We start from the raw sequence: 20,975 nt of genomic DNA, 5'->3' as shown, positions 1-20,975 counted from the left end.
AGGGACTATCCCTTGTTGCGGAGATGCCGTGCGATTTCCGCTTCGACTTCGCGGCTGGACGAGACCCCGTATTCTTTTGCCAGGGTTGCTGCTGCTTGGCTGATGTTTGCCTGTGCGACGTTCGTCGCCAGCCCGGCCACAACAATCAGGCCCTTAACAGCCTCTACGATCTTGATTTCTGGAACTTTGCCCATGATGCCCCCTTTATTCTGATTCGCGGTGGTCACAAACCTAGTGAGCAAATGGCTTTTCTGGCCCGCCGTGGCTCGGTCTTGGCAGCACATGTCCCCGGAAGAGGGGACACCTTCAAGGATTTTGCAGTTGCGGGAGACCCCCGCTTGTTCCGCTCTGCAGTTCTTTCCGGCTCCGGCGTGGCTTAGGGCTCGGGGGACCCGTCGGTGAATTCGACGAAGGTGGCCTCGTCCGGGTTTTCGGGAGCGGCATAGATGGTGACGGCCAACTCTCCGCCTTGCGGTCTGGCGCGGGCGGTAACAGTGCCGGTGCGGGCTTGGTCAAGGATGCTGACGACGCGTTCAGTGACGACGGCCAGCATTCGTGGGGTGAGGTTCTCCCGCCGGTCATCAAGGAGTTGAACCGTGACCCCGCGTTGGCGGGCGTTTCGGGCGGCTTCAACCACTTGCGCCGTCGCCAAGACCCGGCCCCGAATCTCATCACGGAACTGGGCCTCCGCAAGTTGGTACTCCAGCCGGTCGCTTTGTGTGATGCCATGGTCCGGATCCGCGATTTGGTCAAGGGCGGGAGCGGCAACCTGGCGGACATGCTCCAGCCATTTGGTTCGTGCCACGTGCAAGGCCTGTTCGGCGGCGAACCAGTCGGCGGCAGCTTCGGCATCGGCCCTGTACTGGCCCACCTTGCGGTCATTGGTGCGCAGCAGATGGCCAATTCCCGTACTAACGGTTACCCATCCCACCGTGGCGATGTTCAGCAGCAGGCCGCCGACGAACCCCATGGTGGTCTGCGAGGCCCACAGGGTGTTCAGGATGACGGAGAGGAGCACACCGATCCATGACAGCAGCACTTGCCCCCGGACATTCACAGCCACCAGCAACGTGTAAGTCGCAGCAAGGTGCCATGAAGCGTATCCCGGCCACTTGTCCGTGGGCAGGACACCTGTGACAAGAACGGTGAGGGCCGTAACTGCTACGAGCACGAAGACGGTGGAACGCAGGGACAGCCGTCCCGGGGAGGGCCTGAGGACCACGCCAACGGCAGCGAGGTAGATGGCCATGGCCAACAGTACGGGCCACGTCGAGGACACCATGTCCAGGGAAAGAAGTCCCAGCGCTATGTGCACGGCGACGAACGCTGCACAGAGGGCGCCCATTACTTTGGTGGAGATGGCGCGGATCACGGTTCAACTCCTTCCCAGTCGAGGCGGACCTCGGTGCCGGCGCGGGGTGCGGTGATGATTCTCGCTGAGCCGGCGACGGCTTCCATTCGCCCTACAATTGAGACCTTTATCCCGAGGCGTCGGTCTGAGACTGAGCCCTGGTCAAAACCGGAACCACTGTCCTTGATGGAAACTCGAAGTTTCGCGTGACCTTCCGTACGGCGTCCGATGATGCTGACCTCGCAGCGGTCTGCTCCGGAGTGCCGGACTGCATTCTGCACTGCCTCCGTTGTGGCTTCGAAGACAGCCCGGACGACGCCGGCGGGCAGGAGCAGGTGCTCCGGAGACTCGCAGGTGACATTGAGGACCGGAGCTGACGTACCCGACCCAACGGTAAAACGGATCCGTGCAGCAATTTCGGAAACCGCGGCAGGTGCCGCTTCCGGGGCTTCTGTCGCCTGCTGGCGGAGCCGGTCCAGTGCGCTGGCCGCCAGGCTGGCGCTGGCCAGCCGTTCTTCGGGAGAACCGGCGTGGGCGGCCGTCAGGAGGGCGGTCATCACGCTGTCATGCAGCAGTCCGTCAAGGCGCAGCCGCTCGTTGCTCAGGGCAGTAGCGGAAGCGGCTTCCCTGTACTGCTCAATAGCCTTGTCCGCGGCTGTATCCGCGCGTTCCGCTGCCCGGCGGAGTATTCCGATCGTGACGCAGATGATGAGCCCCAGCACGGTGGCAAACGTAGCGTCCTCAACCGCAATCAGCCACCCGCCGGATCCGCCCTGCGGCGTTGTTCTCACTATGCTGAACACCCCGCCAATAATCAGCGCGTAAAGGCAGCCGATGCGGGCTCCGAAGGCGTAGGCACACCACGCCGCGCCAACGTTGATCATGGACCACAACCAGGGCGTCCCGAAGCTTTCCGGCACAGATGGTGGAACGGCCAAGGGCCAAAGTGCCAGGCCGGCGAGGGCCAGCACTGCAAGGGCGCCGGCTAGAAGGGACAGCCCACTGCCCCGAACCGAGGCCAAGGTGAAAACCACCACCAGTGCCAGGAACAGCCAAAGGAACACAACATTCCACCACGCAGCAGCGTGGGGCGTTTGGCCGGCTATGGAACCCGCGGCCTGAAGCAGCAGCAGCAGCGCGAAGGCCGCAATGCCGCGGGCCATCAACCGGTGGGTGTCTCTGGCCGAAATACCAGTCAAGGAATCGCCGGTCACGAGGGTCAGCGCTTCCGCAGGGGCAGCAGAGGGGGGAGGATACCGTCTTCGACGGCACGCCGGTAAAGGTCGATCTTCGTGGTGGCGGGGCGCCCGGCGGCCTCATATTTTTCGCGGATCCGGTCAATGTTCTTTTTCACGGTGCTCTCGGCGACACCCATGCGCCGCGCCACTTGATACTGGCCCAGTCCGGCCGCATATAAAGCGATACATTCGCGTTCCCGGTCCGACAGGTTTGCTTCGACAAAGTCGGTATCCACCTCAATGGCCGCAGCCAACTCCTGGCTGTCAATAGTTTCGCCCAGCGCAATGCGGCGGAGTTTGGCGAATGTCCCGGAAATTGGTTCGGATTTCAGGGACACTCCCATAGCTCCGTTGGCGATGGCGTCCTGAATCTGCCCCACGTTGTCGCCCAGTGTGAAGACAAGGATTTTGTAGCCGGCTGCCGTCAATTTCGAAACGTTATGGCCAGGCTGGGATCCGTCAGCAAGGGACAGGTCAAGGGCAACAACATCACAGATGCCTCGTCCGGCACCAAGAAAGGCCTCAACGGTGGGGGCACCACCAATAACCCGTACATAGGGCGTTTTGCCATCGACTTCACGGGCCGCCGAGGCCGCGAACCCCAACCGGACGGCTTCGTGGTCGTCGATAATCCCCGCACGTACTGTTTCCACCCTTGCCCCCTGTGTCTTCTGGCAGCCTTCAAAGAAGATCAGTTTGGGGTTCCATTCCAAATGTTCCAACTGTGACGCAATGAGTTTCCGCGACGTCCCAAAAGTTACGTGGTGTCCCCACTTCCGGGGACATGGCCGGGCTTAACCCGCTTTTGCTGGTGCCGGGTTCGGGGGCGGGCGTTAAAGTCGGGCAGAACTACTGGATGCAGGTAACGAGCGGGCAGCCGCTACTCCGGTAATAGCCGGGAAACCAGCGGTCATATTGGGGGGGGGCCGCTGGATTCTCACAAGCAAGAAAACGTCTGACAAAAAACAATTACCGTATGAATCCATCGTCACGCACTGGTGCCTCGAATAAATAGCAAACAGATGTTGGTGACAGATTCTGTCACATGCTCCCGGAATGGCTCTTTCGGGAAATCCGACTTATTTCACCGGACAACGTAACTTTTTCTGTTTCTGATATCTTCCATTCGATAGCGCTATTGCCGCATTTGGGGGAACAACATGAAACAAGGTCCTGCTTCGAACGTGTCCGGGATGGCCCGACTGAGGCGGGCAATCTCTCTTGGGCTCACCTCGTCACTCTTGGCGGGATACATGGTCCTGCTGCCGGCCTCGGTAATCCCTGCAGGTGCGGTGGAGCCCCTGCCCTCGCCGTCGGAATCCTCAGCCGCACAGGCAAGCCCTTTGGCGCCCGAACCCCTTCCCTCACCTTCGGAGTCATCAGCCGCACCGGCGAGCCCCCTGGCGCCGGAACCTACTGCACCTGGCAGTGTGCTGCCTGCCTGGACGATCACTCCGCAGAACCAAAGCGAAACCGATCAGCGAATGCGGCCGGGCACGTATAGCCCCAAGGTCCTGTCAGTGCGGCTGACTGATGAAACGGCTTCTCCGGTGGCAGGTGCCACCATCAAATTCGATGTCACCGCCGGTGAGGCCTTCTTTGACAGGACCAACACCACCACCCTGGAATTGTCCACCAACGCGGAGGGCGTGGCCTCAGCCAGCAGCCGGTACAGCGAAGCAATGAGCGGGCTCGTTGCCGGCGCGGGCTACACGGGCAGCATCACGGTAGAGGCGAGCGTGACTGGCTCGTCCGCATCTTTCACTTTCGACCAAATACACTCCACTGTCGCCGAAAGGCTGGAATATGTGGCGGGCCGCGACCAGCAGCTCCGCAGCCCCTACGAAGTGCTCAAGCCGCTGTCTGTCCGTGCGGTGGACGGTGATGGCCACCCGGTTCCTGATACCCAGATCGAGTTTGCGGCCAAGGACGGCACAGCCAACTTCGCCTGGTCATATCCCACCGCGACCATCGCAACCGACCAGGACGGCGTGGCTTCCACGAGCGAGGGCCACAATTACTACCAGGTGCTCCGGTCGGGCGTCAGCCCCGAGGGGTACGCGGTGGCCGCGGACGTTGAAGCGAGGCTCGCGGGCGCTGAACCCGTTCCGTTCTCCATTCCTCTGGCCCCCGTCGAGAGAATTGAAATCCTCTCCGGTGACAACCAGGAGGTGGCAGGCGAAGACTACTACCAGCCCCTCCAGGCGGTGCTCAGGGACGCCGACGGCCAGACCTTGGCGTACCGGAGAACCGCCTTCGTGGTGAACGGGGAGGCACACTTCACAAACACCAGCGAGGCCCAGAAGACCCTCGAGGTATCGAGCCAGTGGGACGGCACAGTGACGGTGCCCAGATACACTCTCCGCGCCAACGGGGGCCACACGGCGGCGGGGACGTCCTTGACGGTGAGTACTTCCAGTGGCGACAAGAGCACCGACTTCCATCTGAAGGTCGCCGGCCAGCCGAGGGCATGGAACCTGATGCCCGAGTACGGAAGCGGCCAGACGACGGCGGCCGGTGACGCGTTCGCTTCACCGCTCGGCGTGTATGCCCGGGACGAGCAGGGCCGCGCAGCCGGATACGCTCCTGTGACGTTCGAGATTATCAACGGGGGCGGCGCCTATTTCGCGGTGGCCGATGGTACCCGGACGACGGCGTTGACTGTTGAGGCAGACCGCTACGGCCGGGCAAGTACGCCGCCATTGCGGAGCGGGAATACGCTTGGCAGTTTTACCGTCAAGGCCACCACCCCTGACTTCGCCGGCCAGGTGGCTTTCGACCTGGACGTCGTCGGGCAGCCTGCGTCCGTACGTCTGTATCCGGAAACGGGCACCACGGCGTACCCCGATTCAAGCCTGGGATGGCCCTACGCAGTTGTCACGGACAGTGACGGACGGCCCGTGGGCAACCAAACGGTCACCTTCACGGTCGAGAGCGGAGCGGTCGGTATTGGCCGCAGCACCGACGGAAGCGAGAAAATCCGGACCGGCATCACCGATTCCAACGGCGTTGCTTACGCAGGGGATGCTCTTTACACAGGCGCAGGGAAGTCTGCCTATGGCCCGGCTGCCGTCAGCGCCACCCTCACCGGTGGGCAGCGGGCTGACGCGTCGTACACCGTGGTGAGCTACCCGGCCGTCAAGCAGTTGCTGGTGGCTGGCGGCGAAGGCCTCTCGGCGAGGCCAGGTGAAGTGTTTGGAGCGGTAGACATCCTTGCCGACAGCCAGACCTGGCCTTACGCCGGCTACACGGACGTGACTTTTGAACTCGGTGGAAGCACGGGAAGCTATTTCGTGGACGGACAGGGCCAGCGGGTGGACGGGCCCGTGACTGTTACGGCTTCACGCTACGGTTACGCGCAGGCCCCCACCATCATCGCCGGTGAAACACCCGGAAGTGTCAGCCTGAGTGCATCTGCACCAAACGTTCCCAACGTGCAGGTCAACCTTTCAGTCAGTGGTGGGGCCAGCGGCATCACCAAGACTTCCCAGGATGGCCTTCAGGTACTTCCCGAGGACAGCTTTGGCTACCTCAGTGTGCGGGTACAGGACGAAGCCGGGAACCCCGTCGGCAACGAGGAAGTCACCTTCACTGTCCGGGAAGGCGCTGCGTCCTTCTCCGGCTACTGGTGGGGGTACTGTGGCGGCCAGGCGAGCGGCAACAAAACTGTCACCGTGAGAAGCGATCCCTTCGGTAACGCCTACTCGTCCGTGGCCCTCTGCGCCGACGCCGGCCCTGATGCCCCGGGAGAAGTCATTGTTGACGTCGCCGCGGCCGGAATCCAGGGCGAGCCCTTCACGTTTACGGTGAAGTCGTTCCCCGCGGCGGCCGCCTTGCACACCTACGACCAGGCGAGTCCCCACATCAAGACCGGCGAAGATCTTTATGGCTTCCCCTATGCCTATGCCCGCGATAGCAGCGGCAATTCTGCTGGTTATGCCGAGGTGACCTATCGCATTGAAGGAGACACCGGCGCCCGATTCAAAATCACGGATCCAGCAACGGGCATCATCAGCTTGGAGGAACAGGTAGTCCTCAGGGCAGACAGGTGGGGCAACCTTCCGACCCCGACGATTGCCGCTGGGGAGACCAGGGGAACATTTTCTGTCACGGCCAGGAGCGGCGAATCGAATGAGTTGCGCTGGGACGGACTTCGCGTCGTCGGTCCAATCGCCTCCGTGACCGCCATAGCCGGGGACGGCCAAAAGCTCTACCCCAACAACTACACATCAGGACTGCGTGTGGTGGCCAGAGACTCGGACGGATACGCCGTTCCAAACCAGGTGGTCACCTTCATGCTTCCGCCTGAGCTCGAACACCGCTTCGCCTACACCTGGTCCACTGCCGTCGCGGCAACAACGGACGCCAACGGTGAAGCGGCGCCAGGTTACTCCTACTACTCCGGTGTCTATCTCGGTAGTACCACCGGACCTTTCACCGTGTCGGTAGAGCACGGAAGCCAGACCTACACGCCCTTCAGCCTCGAGGCTCTGGCATACCCGGTGGCGAACGTGCTGGACAACCTCGGCGGGGGAGGCCAAAGCGTTCAGCCCAACAGCGGCTTCCCTGCACGCCTCTCAGCCCGGGTCTCCAACTCGGATACCGCCGTCGGAATCCCCAACGTCCCCGTCACGTGGGCCATTGAAGGAGCAACAGACGCCTACTTCGTCCTCGACAATGGGGCGCGCGCTTCTTCGGCCGCCACGACGTCGGATGCCGCAGGATATGTAGTGGCACCCGCACTCTTCGCGGGAAGCCAAGGTGGAAGCTTCACCGTCACGGCAACCGCTGACGGAATCTCGCCGGCAGTCTTTGACCTGGCCGTACTCAGTTCCGCGCGGATCCTGGAGAAAGTCGCCGGGGACGGCCAAGTTGCAAAGGTCGGCAAGACTTTCGATCCGGTACAGGTAGTGGTTAAGGACGACGCCGGGAATCCGGTAGCGAACCAACGCGTCCGTTTCACCGCTGAGGCGCCCAGCCGGGCGAACTTCGCCGGAACCTTCAGGACCTACGCCATAACCGACAGCCAGGGACGGGCGAGCTCCGGCCCGATCACCGCAGGAGCCGAAACAGGCGAAGCCGCCATAACTGCAGCGTCGGGAACCCTGGAACCACAGACCTTCACCCTGACCACAGAGCCGCTGGCCAGGCCAGCCGTACTGACCGAAGCCACGGGCAGTGGACAATCTATACCCGCACGAGGAGTTTTCCCGGTACCGCTGGGCATCCGTGCCCTGGACGCCGAGGACAACCCGACTGAGCAGGTCAGCGTCACCTTCACTGTTACCGGCTCGAGCGGGTCAACCTTCGCCGATGGAGCTGCAACCTACACAGGAAAGACGAACGCGGACGGTTGGGTCTACTCGCCCCTGGTATCTGCGGGGGCAGCAGCTGGCACATTATCGGTTGTTGCCACAGCAGAAGGTGTTGCTCCCTTCGCGTACGACCTAACCATTAAGGATCCCAACACGGCACCGCAGCTTGAGCTTGCCACTTCAGCCGCCGCCGTCGAGATTGGCAAGCCGGTGACATACACGCTCAACGCCACCGACGCGGACGGGGACCCACTGTCCTACGCCATCGACTTCGGTGACGGCGCAGGCGTTGAGGGCCGGTATCCAAGCAGCCAAACGATCACGCACGCTTACACTCAAGCCGGGTCCTACCTGGTGCACGCCACGGTACGGGACGCCGCGGGGTCAACATCCACGACTGCACGGATCAGCGTCGTCCTGCCGGAGCCTCTCCTGGCAGACGCCGGCGAGCCACAACAGGCCGAAACTGGTCAGCCGGTCCTCTTTGACGCCGGCCGGTCCAAGCCCTTGCCCCTGATTCAGGAAGCCATTTGGGACTTCGGTGACGGAAGCACTGGCAGCGGACTGCGGGCCCAGCACGTTTACTCGACTGCGGGTGAGTTTGTTGTTTCGCTGACGGTCCGCAATGGCAGCGAGACTGCCACGTCGTCCACCACGGTCAAAGTGGAACAGGCGAGTGTCCTGCCGGGGCTGGCGGTGACGGTGAAGTCCGGTGCGAATCTGCTGTCCGGTGCCGTTGTGACAATCAACCTTTCCGACGGCCGGCGCGTGACTGCCACTTCCGGCACTGACGGTGTTGCAGTCCTTCGCGGATTGCCCGACGGCGAACACAGTGTCTTTGTGTCAGCCGGCGGTCACCTGCCCGTGGTGGTGCAGGGGGTAGTTAGCGCGGGAACAGGAAATGCGGAGGCGGTACTGACCTCCGGCGACGTTGGTTCCGCCGTTATAGATACGCGCACGTTGACCATGGATCAGATCGTGGACCTGGGTATCGATCCGGCGGCGCCTGAGAACCAGCAGGTCTTTGAATCCGAAATCCACCTCGCGGTCAACGGTGAAGAAGCTGCTGAGGCTCCGCCGATCCAGGTCTTCTGGAACATTGAGGACAAGATCGGTGTCCGAACGGATCCGTACGCTCCGGTCCACTGGGTTGGAACCACCGCTACCGGACTTACGATCGGAGACTACGACTTCGCCCCGAGTACCACCACCGTTGGTGGCCAGCGCATCGTGCAGTGGCTTATTGTTCCGACGCGGGGGAGTTACCTCAAAGAGTTCTTTGAAGCCCGCCTCGTTGTTCAGAACCTCTCTGATGCGGCATTCACCTTTTCCAAGGGACAGGCTGAAATTGCCCTTCCTGCAGGGATAAGCCTGGCCCCCACGGCGGCTCTGCAGACGGCACTCGTGCCGGCAGCGGACATCCCGGGCGGCGGAAGCGCCACAATCTACTGGACCCTAAGGGGCGACACCGAGGGTGAATACAACATCGCCGCTACATACACCGGTGTTCTGGAACCCGTCGGGGCGCCGGTCCGCCTTGAGGCCAGCACGGAAAAACCCCTGAAGGTTTGGGGTGGCTCAGCACTGGAGATGGAAGTTATCGCCGACCCCTCGGCCGAAGAACTCCACCCGTTCCGCGTGACCGTGAAGCTGCGGAACCAAACGCCGGATGGCTCCGGGATACCGGTGTACAACCCGGCGTTCGAGGTCTTGGCAGGCACGAACTACCTGCTGGCACCCGACGTCGACTACAAGATGTCCGCCGCCGCGCTCCTCCCTGGCGAGGTGCTGGAAAAGGACTTTATTGTCTACTCGCTCGGTTCCGGTGACATTGGGATCGACGATGAAGACCTTCGGAAGAGCTTCATTGTCTCGACCGGTGGAAGCGTGGACGTGGACTACGCTCCCGTCAGGACGGCGCACTCCTCGCGGACGGAAGATCTAAATGTGAAGGGAGTTTGGGGCGGCCCTTTGCTCGACATGGAGCTCACCGTAGGTTGGCAGGGGACCGGCGATGCCGCTGAGTACTTTTTGTTTTCACGGGATGATCTCGATTCGGGAGAATGGAACCTTGTGACGGAAGGGCACATTCCTCTCCTTCCTGTAGTCCGTGAACTCTCAGGCGGCAGCAGCCAGCTCGGGAAGTACTACGCGGTAGTCACGAAGTTATCCGGCGGCGCCGTGGTGCCCAAGCATCGAATTCTTCAGATGCCGATCAATCCACCTGTAGTGATCCCGGAGACGAACGGCGGATCTGCTATCGGTGGGAGCTCGACGGACCCGGCGCAGTGTGTCGACGTTCTTTTCATTGGTGCAGCAGGATCCGGCGAAGGCCTGCTGGGCAATGGTATTCAATCCTTGGCCAACAAACTTTCAGAACAGTTAGGTGCTGACCGCTCCTACAAAACCGTGCGGGTGGACTATCCCGCTGCTCCTGTCCCAGTTGTCAGTTTCAACGTGACAGTAGACCCTGTTGACTACGTAAGCAGCATCGAGTCCGGTGTGATCGAGCTCAAGCGTTTCCTGACGAAGCGAGCGGAAAAGAACTGCGTGGATGAAAAGTACGTTTTGGCAGGCTATTCCCAGGGCGGCATCGTCGTTTCACGTGCAATTTCGGAGTCCCCGGAACTGGTTCCAGGGGACAAGGTTGCCGGTGCCTTCCTCCTCGCGAACGCGTCGAACAGCCCGGTTATTGGAGGACAAACCTGGGGAACGGCCCAGTACAAATTCGGGGTCTCAAGGCCCATTTGGAGGCCGACTGTTCCCGTCCACCTGGCCGATCGAACATACTCCCTATGCGACGAAAACGACATGGTCTGTGACACCCTCACAACGGTGGCTTCCGAAAGCGCTTCTCCTGTGGTTTGCGACGCTTCCAGTACTTCTATCTGCGACGACCTCACCGCTGTGCTCTGTCATGCGAACGTTGCCGCAAAGCTTGCGTGTGACGGCACCAGGTACATCGATGGTTATCTCGTCCATACGAGCTACCACGTGAAGCGAGACGCGGCACTGCATGAATTCGCGAAGCTAACGAGAGATCGTCTGATGCGCGTTGCGGTTCCAAAGGCCGACCCCCACACAGTCGAGGCAGCCGGGAACGGCCGATTCCAAACAAAGCTCGAGACCAAAACCATGGAGGGTGCCACGGCGCTCTGGCGACTTGATTCCGAGACCTTACCGCCGGGTGTTGAACTGGCAGTGGCTGCTGATGGCGGGGTCAGCGGTAAGGTGCCCCCGGGGTTCTGGAAATTCCCCGTATCGGTGATCGGCGACCCGGGGTTTGGACGGCGGGCCACGACGCTCGAAGTACGGGCCGGGTGGGCTGCGGAGGTCGCCCTGATATTCCCGCAGACGGTGCTGGCCCCGGAGTCTGAGCTCAAGCCATACCGGGTCAAGCTCCTGGACAGCGCAGGAAACGCGGTTGCTCGAGCGGAAGTGGAGTTCAAAATTGAGGGCCCGGCATCCTTCGCCGGCGGCTCACAGAGCTATAAAGTTCTGAGCGACGCCAAGGGTTACGCGGACTCCCTCATCCCCGTGTCTACTGGGGCGAACGGGACAATAGCAGCCACGGCGACGGTTCCTGGCCGCACACCCATGACACTCCACCCGCAGGAAGTTGTTCCTCAGGTCCTTCCGAACGGGGTCAGCGCCGTTGTTACCCCTAAATTCCTGGCAGGAAAGGTAATCCTGGAAGTCCAGGTTTCGAACTCCTCGAACGAGTCGCAAAGGGTGACTTTGGAAAGCCGCTTCGGGATCAAGGACCTCGGAGAAATTGCGCCCGGCTCCGCAGCTACACACACGTTCGACACGGAGCAAAAGCAAACTCCGCAGGGTTCCGTTCGCGTATCCGCTTTCGGAGCAGCATCGTCTGGGTCGGAGGTCAAGAACTACGCTGCCTACAACCCCGCAGCCGGACAGAAGCCCACGAAAGCGGTTCCGTAGGCAGCACGATTGGTATGCCTGAACCGGCGAGGAGGTGAGGCGTACGACGGCGGCCGCGTGCCGCCGTCGTACGGCTTCTTCCGGTGTAGTAACGCGATGAACTTCAGAGTTTCTTGACGCCTCGTGTCGTCAGTTGGCGATGACCAGGGGCGCTGGCGGCTGCTTGAATGACGTTGTCGGCAATGGTTCGGCTTGGCGGTGCCTGCTGCTGCCGAACATCGCCAAGCGCTGAAACCGTCGGAGGGTTTACCCCAAACCGAGCACTGATCAGCTGGACCCAGCTCCCAGTTGCACATCCGTCCGAGTCAGGCCTACACCCGCTACTGCGCACGGCTCGACTCAAGGGCAGCGACACCTTTCGGCAGGAAATGCTCGCAAAAGATGGTGAATTGGTTTCCCTCGTGAAGTGTGTGCAGATATGCCACTTAGCCGATTCTCTGCTGTCTATGCGGGAATCGGATATGAGGTGAACAGGTTTCATCAGGCAAAATTCTTTATGAACTTTTCAATACGGCGTTGTGGGGATCATTCCTGGTTCGCTGCTCCCGAGAAGGTAAGCCAAATAGCGAGTGACTCTTCCTGGCGATATCTTTGACCTTTTCTGGGTAATTGGGAGGTAGGCCAGGTTCCAAGCGTTGGAGTGTTTGGGGGAAGCTGGGGCGACGGTTCTTGGGGGGACTATGAGTGATGTTGGTGTGGCAGTGGTGGTTGAGGACGATACGGATATGCGCCATCTCCTAGCGGGGGTGCTCGGGCAGGCAGGTTTTGAGGTCCACACAGCACATGATGGGCGTACCGGTGTGGAGATGGTCAGGGACAGGCAGCCCAGTGTAGTCACGTTGGACGTGGGGATGCCGGACATAGACGGATTCGAGGCTTTGCGTCGTATTCGGCAATTCAGTGACGCGTACGTTCTGATGCTTACCGGCCGGACTGCGGAGTCTGATATCTTGACCGCGCTTCAGGCCGGGGCCGATGACTACATCGCGAAACCTATTCGTCCGCGTGAGGTGAGGGCCAGGATTGCGGCGCTGCTGCGCAGGCCCCGGTCGGGTCATTCTTCCGGGTCACAGGTGGTATCCCGTCCGGAACCATCCTCTGGTGCGTCCCAGCGCGAGGAGTCGGTGCTCCGGCACAACGGGTTGTCCCTTGACCACCGGATGCGGACTGTAGACGTAGGGGGAGTGGGGTTGGATCTGACGCGCAGCGAATTTGATCTCCTTCACGAATTGCTTCGTAGCGCTGGCGCGGTCCGGTCACGAAGGCAACTCGTAGGCACGCTCCGCGGACGGTTCAGTCCCGGCGGCTACATCAGCGAGGCAGATGAGCGCGCAGTTGAAGTCCATATTGGTAATCTCCGCCGTAAGCTCGGGGACGATCCTCAGTCTCCGCGCTGGTTGCAGACGGTCCGTGGGGTGGGGTATTGCTTGGCGAGGAAGCGCTCGGGTGATACGTGAACGGGGGGACAGGCATCTGCGGCGGACGGTTTTATTCGCCCACTACTGAGTAGCGTGTTTCGATTTCCTTCAGGGTGGCCTCGCCTGCTGTCGCCAGGCTGGCGAGCAGCAGCGCGGAGTCGTTCAGGATGTCTTTGCGGATCGCATGTTCCAGGGTTTCTGCGATGAGTGACAGGCTCAAACCGCCGATCATTGCTGATGACACTTTGATGCTGATTGCCGCGTCCAGGGCCCCGTTCCGATCATGGTTCTCGATGCCGGCGGCAAGGCGTCCGAGTCGGTGCTTCCAGAGTGCGGCATAGTCTGCGGCGAACCGGCACATCAATGCGTAGTCAGCGAGTTCGTCTTCGAGTTCATCGAGGATCCCGCCGTCCAGTATGGGCAGGGCCGTGCCGGGGAGATCCTGGATCGTTCTCCCGTTCCCGCAGACACTGGCTTGGACTGAGGTAACTTCAGGCCATCGGGCGGAAGGGGTGTTGTGGCTTGCCATGGGTCAAGGCTAGGGGACGGAATCGGAGGAATAGGCTGTTTTTCGCTGATCCTGTGCAAACCTGAAGTCTTCCTTGAGCAGCGGCAGGGGGCAGGGCGTCAGGAGCAGGAAATGGTGGCCAACAGCCCGACCAGCGGTATGCTCGCGCGAATGGTGCTCCAAGCGATGGGCTGGGCCTGCCACGAACCATACTTTGCCGTGACTGTCACAGAATAGGAATAGTCACCCACGCCCAAAAGCGCGGGTGTGATCTTTTCCGAGGTGACCGCGGCCGCGTAGCTCACGGTCTTGATGGTTTGCCCATTCCGGGTCACAGTGACGTCATAACCGGTGGCTCCTGCCCGTTGAGGGGTCCAGGTGACCAGGACCGCTGTCTCGTTGGGGACCTTGGCGCATTGAAGGTCTGGGGAGGGCAACGTACCCGCCTTCACCTGCATGGTCATTGAGGAGCTCTGGCTCCACAGCGCGAGGGCAGAACCGGTGCCAGCTGCTATGAGAAGGGTGAGGCAGAACCCGACGATGACCGCGCGGAATGACTTTAGCTCCACCCCGCTGGCCCTGGCGAAGCGGCGATATGCTTCCTTGAAGCGGGGAAGCGGGTCATTTTTTGTCATCAGATCCTGATCCTGCCTTGTTCCGCCGGATGTACGCAAGGATGCCGGTGCCGGCCGTCAGGAACGCAACGGCGGCCAGGGCCCATGCCCAAGGATCCGGGACCCCGGTCACGGCGAGCGGAGCACCGGGTACTGGCGGGGGCAGAGGGACAGGGGTGGCTACGCCGGGCATTACTGTACCCCCGCTGGCGCGGCAGGCGCCGCTGCGGGCGGAGCCGTCCTGGTCCTCGAGCAGGAAGCGCACATCGAAGCCGCTGCTCTGCCGCCTTGTGGCGTTTGATGAGTTCCGGTCCATGTCCAGCGTGAAGGTGAGGCGGAGGCTTTCACCAGGCGAGAGGGCCCAGCCGATGGCAAGATCCGTGCAGGAACCGGCACCGCCCAGTGGTGTTCGGGGTGTGGAGCCCAGGGTGGAGTGGATGGCCAGTCCCAGGTCTGCTGCCAACTCCTCGGCGGGTCCGTTTCCTAGCGCGGCGACCGAGAGGAATGCGTTATCGGTGGTGGCGTTGCGGATCCAGATATCCGCCGATGACGATGACCCGGGCACGAAGCCGGAGGTGGTGTCGAAAACCGGGCGGGCCAGTGTCTGGGAGTAAATGACTCCGTCGGAGCTGAGCAGCAGGTCCGAATCGGCGGCGCGTGCCGCGCCGGCTGATGTTCCCAGCATCGCAGCGGCCGCCGTCGTACCAGCCAAAGCGGTCAGTATGCCGCTCGAGTACGGAGACCTGTCCCCGGTCATGGGCCGGGCGTCGAAAGTGGATGCGGGTCCTCTTCCGTGACAGAGGCCGGGGCCGGCGTGTGATCCTTTCTCCTGCCGAGGACGCCGCGGACGATGCTGAACAGTCCGTATCCGACCAGGCCGACGGCGATGAACGGCAGTACTCCATCCCGTCCGCTGGAGGCGGCGGTGGCGAGGAAACCAATATGCGGCACGGCGTAGAACAGCTTGCCCCGGACCTGGACCTCGAGCACGGGTTTGTCATCCTCGACAGAGTTGTTGTCACCCTTCGTGATCAGTGTTCGTTCGCCTTTTTGGGTGGAGCTTACGGCGACGATGCGGTGCGTGATGACATCTGCCCGGCCCGATTCGATCTGGTAGGTGATGACATCACCGGTTCGGAGCGTGTCGAACGGTATCGGCCTGACCACGAGGAACGTTCCGGGTGAATAGGCCGGAGCCATGGAGCTGGTCAGCACGGTGTAGGTGTAGGAACCAGTAAGCCGTGGAACGACGATCAGGACCAGGGCGGCCAGAACAGCAAGGGACATGGCAGCCATACCGGCCATCTGGAATAACAGGGCGGGTTTGCGGCCGCTGCGGTGCGCCGTATCGCGGTGTCTGGCCATCTTCGGGCTCCTACGAGATCTGGTTTACGAACAACGGAACTGCAATGGACGCGGACTGCCCCTGCAAAGCGGAGGGTGCGGCCGCGGTGAGTTGGATCTTGAAACAGATCACGGCGGATCCGCCCTTGGGGATGAGAACGCCGGGGAAGGAGTCCTTGTAGGCGTCTGCTGGCAGCGTCGGACACTGAGTCAAGTCCGTTGCCGCCGCTGACTGGACCGACATGTACTGAGCAAGGCCAGTTCCCGGGCCGTTGTCGGTGATCAGGGCCGGTTGCGGGAGCGTTGCCTTCACGGTGAATGCGGAACCGGCGGCAGTCGCGTTTCCTACCGACACCCCCGCATACACCGGTGTGTCCGGGAATAGTTGATCCAGTGGCGCTGCGGCACTGCTGAGTGCAACGGTCGCGGGAGTGCCGTCCGCAAGGACCATGTTGTACGTGCCGGTGTTGTTCGACCCGGTCAGCGTGATGAGGAAGTCCGCCGAACGCACCGTGCCGGTGCCCGCGGGGACCAGCTTGTTCCACAATGCGTAGGAACCTCCGACGGCGGTCAAACCCAGGGCAACCCCCGCAGCAAGCAGGGCTGCCCCTTTCGCTGCCCGTATTGGGCGTCTCGGCACAGTTCCTCCCGTCATCTCATTCCACGCCGGTGCCCGCGGAGCCATAAGACTCCGCGGGCACTTGCCTTACTGCTGCCCGGTCAGGGCTACGGTACTACGGGATTTGCGGGCGCGATCTGGTCAAGCTTGAACGCGACGGCACTGAAGTCGTAGGTCGCATCAACGCTATCCCGGCCGTCCGTTGACTCCAGGAAATCGAAGGTCACCGAAGCGACGGCGTTGGTGACGTCGTCATTCTCGTCCAACGGGTTGGCGATTTCCTCGCCGTCCTTGACCAGAGTGACGGGGGAAGTGGTGTAGGTGCCCTGGGCGAAGTTGGTGTTGACGCCGGCCGGGTTCACGACTGACAGGTTGGCTGCGATGTTGTCACCGTCCAGGGTGATGTCTACGGTCTGGGTGTAGGTGAGCGTGTCCCCGGGGACTATCTGGTAGTTATTGATGTTGGGAATGGTGATGGGACCATCCGCCGCTGCAACTGTCCACACGCCTTCGCTTGCGACCAGGTTGAGATCACCCGATGCAATGGTGCCGACCTCGGCGTTCTGCTGGACATTCCATACGGCCAAAGTGCCGCCGCCACCGATCAGCAACATCACGCCTGCAGCGGTAACGATGGCGCCCTTAGTCATTTTGTTCAAAGTACTTGTCCCCTCAAAAGTTACGGAATTTCCGGATACACATCATGCTGGTGCACGTTTCACAGGTTTCCCGGCGGTACTTACCAAGGAAAGTCTCAGGAAAAATCAAGGGAAAACCTGCGGAATCAGCGATTAAAGAAGAAAACCCGTGCTCTCAGCGCCACAGCCAGGCCTCTTTGGAAGCCGAGTGGCAGCGTTGGCTACGGAAGATTGGGTTGCTCTCTTGACTGACTGGAGGGGGTGTTGTTTGCGCCAAGCCCGGACCACCGGTTCCATTCCTCGACAGCGACGGTGGGCCGGCCCAGCATATAGCCCTGGGCTGCGGTCATGCCCAAATCGCGTACTGTAGCCAGTTCAGCTTCGGTTTCGATTCCTTCGGCGATCAGGGAAGCGCCGATCTCTGCCGCGAAGCCGACCATCGCCGCACCCAAAGCTCTCAGACCGGCATCAGCGTTGATTCCCGCGATGACCTCCCGGTCGAGCTTGATCAGCTCCGGCTTCAGTTCGACGATGTGGCGCATTGACGCGAACCCGGCACCGGCATCATCTATTGCCACCTTTAAGCCCCCGCAACGTAGCGGTGTCAGGGCTTCCCCGAGTTGACCGTAGTCGGTCACTTCATGATGCTCGGTCAACTCCAGCACGATCCGGCCCAAGGGAAGGCCACAGGTCTGCAATACGCCGGTTACCCGGCTATCAAGACAGGCACGGGGTGAAAGATTGACCGCCACATAGAGATCTTCCGGTAGTGACGCTGCGGCGGACAGGGCCGATTGCAGTGCAACGATTTCCAGGTCCACTCCCAGCCCGACAGAGGCGGCTTCAACAAACCATGCCTCCGGTGAAATCCCGGGATCCTCAGCACTCAGGAACCTGGTCAGCGCCTCGGCCCCAATGACCCTGCCGGTGTCCAGCGCACGGATGGGTTGGAACGCTGTCAGGAGAGTTCGGGAGGTGAGCATGGCTGCAACTCCGGCGCGGGCTTCTTCGGCCGCAACGGCAGTGGCCTCAGGTACATCCAGGGCACGGGTGGTGCCCTCGAAGCCACAAACTTGCCCCTGACCGTCAAGGATTGGCCTGCCCGAGACCTCAACGAGGACCCGTCCGCCGTCCCGGTGTCGGCAGACGGTCACGAGACCGGACCATGATGCGTCAGGAGCCTCCAAGCTCGCCCTGTTCTGCAGGGCCTGGGCCAGGTCATGAGGTTCAATAAAATGACTGAAGTGCCGGCCCACGATTTCGGAGGGCTCATACCCGATAAGTTCGCGGGCCATCGGACCGGAGAAGGTGAACCGGCCATCCGGGCCTATCGTCCACAACCATTCCCTGCTGGTGGCAAGCACAGCACCCAGAAGGCGGGACGTTCTGGAGGCGTTGGAGCGTGCCCGGCTCTGCCTACGCAGCAATGCCCACACCAAGTAACCTGCCACCAGCAATACCCCAACTGCCAGCACACCCATGCCCCAAGGCTCCCTGATCACGACCGCCGGCAAGGCAAGTGCGAGGACCACCCCGGCCAAGGAACACGAATACAACATCCACCATCGCGACATGAACGGCCACGACCAGGGTGCCAGCCCGTCAGGAACTGTCATGGGGGACAAATGTTCCTTCGCCCCGTGGGGTCGACCGCCCCTTGTGGGCCCCAGCATCAGTGGCGCCTCAGGTGGTTCCCGTTTCGGTCCAGTGCTAGCGGTCTTCGGTTGAATGCGCAGAGGCATCGGAACGTTGCGAAAAGACCGATTGCTGTGGCTGCTGATTGGAGCCATGGTTCCCCCCGGAGACCAAAACTACTGCTAAGAGCTTACATAGTGCCACGTCAACGCCCGTCATGCTTCCGGCCCGTTTCAGCCAGATGTGATGGTTTGGGCCCAAGATTGCTTCTGGAAATGCTGCCAATGTTTGTTCTGCTGCTTTGTTGTCACCGCTCGTAATGAAAGAATTCCAACCATGGGTCCTTGGTTTGAACGTCAGAAGGCGACGGCGCCTGCAGTTGCAGACTCCATCCACTATGTCTCCGCGGTGACCGTCATTAATGCCTCCCGCCAGCAGGTCTGGGATTTCATCAAGCCGCCCGAAAACAGTGTTTTCCTGTCCCCTGATGTTGTTCGCGGTTTCACGGCTCCTGGGCATGAGGGGGCCGGTGAACTCCAGATTTTCATTTCCGTGCTCGACGGCGTGGAACATGTCTCAGCATTGGAAGTCGTGCAGGAGATCCCACACGAACTTGCTGTAACGAGGTCCGTGGGTGGCGACGATCCGGCAGCACGGGGGCGAACAAGCCTGCAGATCGGTGACGACGGTGCGACGACGCTGCTCGAACATGGCCAATACTTCACCTTGCCGGGCGACGCGGCCGGATGTTTCGAGCAATATGAGCGGCACTACAAGCACTTTTGCCGACAGTACGTCGAGCGGGTAAAAGTATTCCTTGAGCAGTCACAGGTGGGCATCTGATGCTCTTCACGACGGCTTTGCCTGCTTGCGTCCCGTGAAATGACAGGTGCCTAAAGCTGATGGCCCAGTTTTCAGGTTCGGGTAAGAACAGACAAAATTTCGGTCATTACTCTCGTTTAGTTCATTGCAGCACTGTCCCTGACACGGCACTGGAGACCGTGATCGGCCGGGCCAAAGTCCTGCTGCCGGACAATAATGCAGACAATAAGGGAATTTTGATTCTTTCTGGTTGTATTCTTTGTTCAAGCTGATGCTGCGCTTGCAAATTCTATGAGAGAGAAGTGCGGATTAGGCCAAGGTGCCGGGCTCAGCCGGCGCCTCCAAACCAAAAAAGGAATAGCCGATGTCTAGGGATGAGTTCGCTCTCCCAGCGTTCACCGGCGCAGAAGAAATGCCGGGCCTGGGGGGACCTGATTCGACGCCACAGGCGGCAGAGAATATTTCGCTGCGTTCTCAGGTGATGGAGCTGATTGACGATGTCCTCTCTGACCCTGATCCGGCGGGCGAATGGGCCAGAGTGCAGCTGCGGAAGCTTCTGGCCTCATATCCGGACAACCCCGAACGAGCGTTTCTTGAGCATCTGATCGGGACGCGGAAGCACGGCACCGGGCAGCAATCTCTTCCTGGCGGCGCGGGCCGGGCCCCTGCCGGTCGTCTAGTTATTCATGGCACTCAGGATCCCGGAATGACGAAGAGGATCGAGTCGGTCCTGGGCAGCAGGTTGTTGCTGACGGCGTTCCAGCCGATCCATGAATTAACGGAAGGAAGAGTCGCCGGCGTTGAAGCCCTCACACGCTTTGTCAGCAGCGACGGGGCCGACGCCGACATTTGGTTCCGGGAAGCCGACGCCGTAGGCCTTGGCCTCGAATTGGAGATAGCAGCACTGCAATGCGCCGTAGCAGCGGGGCGGATGGTGCCTTCCCACCTCTTCGTCGCATTCAACCTGACTCCCGCAACTTTGATTGAAACCCGAGTTCAGGACCTGCTCCAGAACTCCGGATTGGCGATGGACAAGATCGTCATTGAACTCCGGGGCCAGGCAACTGACAAGCAGTGGGACTGGATCATCCGGTGGGTGAAACCACTGCGTCGAATGGGATTGCGGGTAGCGGTCGATGGTTCCGGATCGGGCTTCACCCCTGCGGAACGGATTCTTAGCCTTCAACCCGACATCATTAAACTCGATCGTACATTCATCGATGGGATCCTCGAGGGACCAGATCCAGATGAGCCGGCCGTCGTCGGCCTGGCCCGGGAGGTTGGGGCCGTCCTGGCGGCCGAAGGTATCGAAACACAAACCGAACTTGCGGCGGTGATTGACGCTGGCCTGACTGCAGGCCAAGGCTACTTGATGGGCCGGCCGTCGGTGCATCCGCTGGACTGGTCATCGTGGGTGATCCAACCGAACGCAGGGGTGACCGTTGAGACATAGTGACAGTCCAGCGCGCTCCGCCGTCAGCCGGCAGCAACTGAAGCGATGAACGAGTGGGCCGGATCGGGGACAACT

The 20,975-nt window shown here is 61.2% G+C and carries 15 protein-coding genes; 4 read left to right on the top strand and 11 right to left on the bottom strand.

Translation table 11 applies throughout. The features are described from left to right. Positions 1-5: 5 nt before the first annotated feature. The 4 genes from BMX78_RS03870 to BMX78_RS23825 form a co-directional block, all read right to left on the bottom strand. Positions 6-227: a hypothetical protein gene (locus tag BMX78_RS03870; protein WP_139204873.1), complete on the bottom strand. Its 222-nt coding sequence runs from the start codon at positions 225-227 to the stop codon at positions 6-8. A 149-nt stretch (positions 228-376) separates the two neighbouring features. Continuing rightward, positions 377-1,372, bottom strand: a complete 996-nt coding sequence (locus BMX78_RS03865; protein WP_091416616.1) for a DUF8320 family protein — start codon at positions 1,370-1,372, stop codon at positions 377-379. After that, a complete protein-coding gene (locus BMX78_RS03860; protein ID WP_091416613.1) occupies positions 1,369-2,514 on the bottom strand; it encodes a sensor histidine kinase in 1,146 nt (381 codons plus the stop codon). The genes BMX78_RS03865 and BMX78_RS03860 overlap by 4 nt, the downstream gene beginning before the upstream one ends. Positions 2,515-2,570: 56 nt before the next feature. Next, positions 2,571-2,753, bottom strand: coding sequence for a hypothetical protein (locus BMX78_RS23825; RefSeq protein ID WP_502686270.1), 183 nt, complete (start codon positions 2,751-2,753; stop codon positions 2,571-2,573). Positions 2,754-4,109: 1,356 nt separating this feature from the next. Between BMX78_RS23825 and BMX78_RS03850 the strand changes: the two genes are divergently transcribed. Together BMX78_RS03850 and BMX78_RS03845 are read left to right on the top strand one after the other, a co-directional pair. Further along, positions 4,110-11,849, top strand: a complete 7,740-nt coding sequence (locus BMX78_RS03850) for a PKD domain-containing protein (RefSeq protein ID WP_170850675.1) — start codon at positions 4,110-4,112, stop codon at positions 11,847-11,849. A gap of 680 nt (positions 11,850-12,529) precedes the next feature. After that, positions 12,530-13,306: a response regulator transcription factor gene (locus tag BMX78_RS03845; RefSeq protein ID WP_091417090.1), complete on the top strand. Its 777-nt coding sequence runs from the start codon at positions 12,530-12,532 to the stop codon at positions 13,304-13,306. A 31-nt stretch (positions 13,307-13,337) separates the two neighbouring features. On the opposite strand, the gene BMX78_RS03840 is transcribed toward BMX78_RS03845, so the two are convergent. The 7 genes from BMX78_RS03840 to BMX78_RS03810 all read right to left on the bottom strand — a co-directional run bounded on the left by BMX78_RS03840 (position 13,338) and on the right by BMX78_RS03810 (position 18,606). Then, positions 13,338-13,796 (bottom strand): hypothetical protein, encoded by a 459-nt coding sequence (locus BMX78_RS03840; protein ID WP_091416605.1) that lies wholly within the window; start codon positions 13,794-13,796, stop codon positions 13,338-13,340. Positions 13,797-13,894: 98 nt separating this feature from the next. Then, positions 13,895-14,410 (bottom strand): hypothetical protein, encoded by a 516-nt coding sequence (locus BMX78_RS03835; protein WP_139204871.1) that lies wholly within the window; start codon positions 14,408-14,410, stop codon positions 13,895-13,897. After that, on the bottom strand, positions 14,397-15,101 hold the full coding sequence (locus BMX78_RS03830) for a hypothetical protein (RefSeq protein WP_139204870.1): 705 nt from the start codon (positions 15,099-15,101) through the stop codon (positions 14,397-14,399). The genes BMX78_RS03835 and BMX78_RS03830 overlap by 14 nt, the downstream gene beginning before the upstream one ends. Positions 15,102-15,142: 41 nt before the next feature. Beyond that, complete coding sequence (locus tag BMX78_RS03825; protein WP_091416599.1) at positions 15,143-15,754, bottom strand: signal peptidase I; 612 nt, start codon at positions 15,752-15,754, stop codon at positions 15,143-15,145. A 10-nt stretch (positions 15,755-15,764) separates the two neighbouring features. Continuing rightward, positions 15,765-16,373: a hypothetical protein gene (locus BMX78_RS03820; protein WP_139204869.1), complete on the bottom strand. Its 609-nt coding sequence runs from the start codon at positions 16,371-16,373 to the stop codon at positions 15,765-15,767. A gap of 86 nt (positions 16,374-16,459) precedes the next feature. Then, on the bottom strand, positions 16,460-17,002 hold the full coding sequence (locus BMX78_RS03815; RefSeq protein ID WP_091417087.1) for an alternate-type signal peptide domain-containing protein: 543 nt from the start codon (positions 17,000-17,002) through the stop codon (positions 16,460-16,462). Positions 17,003-17,211: 209 nt separating this feature from the next. Further along, positions 17,212-18,606: a sensor domain-containing phosphodiesterase gene (locus BMX78_RS03810; RefSeq protein ID WP_170850674.1), complete on the bottom strand. Its 1,395-nt coding sequence runs from the start codon at positions 18,604-18,606 to the stop codon at positions 17,212-17,214. 355 nt (positions 18,607-18,961) lie between these two features. On the opposite strand from BMX78_RS03810, the gene BMX78_RS03805 reads away from it, so the two are divergent. Next, positions 18,962-19,468: an SRPBCC family protein gene (locus tag BMX78_RS03805; RefSeq protein WP_091416591.1), complete on the top strand. Its 507-nt coding sequence runs from the start codon at positions 18,962-18,964 to the stop codon at positions 19,466-19,468. A gap of 343 nt (positions 19,469-19,811) precedes the next feature. After that, positions 19,812-20,900 (top strand): EAL domain-containing protein, encoded by a 1,089-nt coding sequence (locus BMX78_RS03800; protein WP_091416588.1) that lies wholly within the window; start codon positions 19,812-19,814, stop codon positions 20,898-20,900. Positions 20,901-20,975 lie beyond the last annotated feature (75 nt).

Source organism: Arthrobacter sp. OV608, from assembly GCA_900110595.1.
Classification (GTDB): domain Bacteria; phylum Actinomycetota; class Actinomycetes; order Actinomycetales; family Micrococcaceae; genus Arthrobacter.
This window is presented reverse-complemented; position numbering and strand designations above follow the sequence as displayed.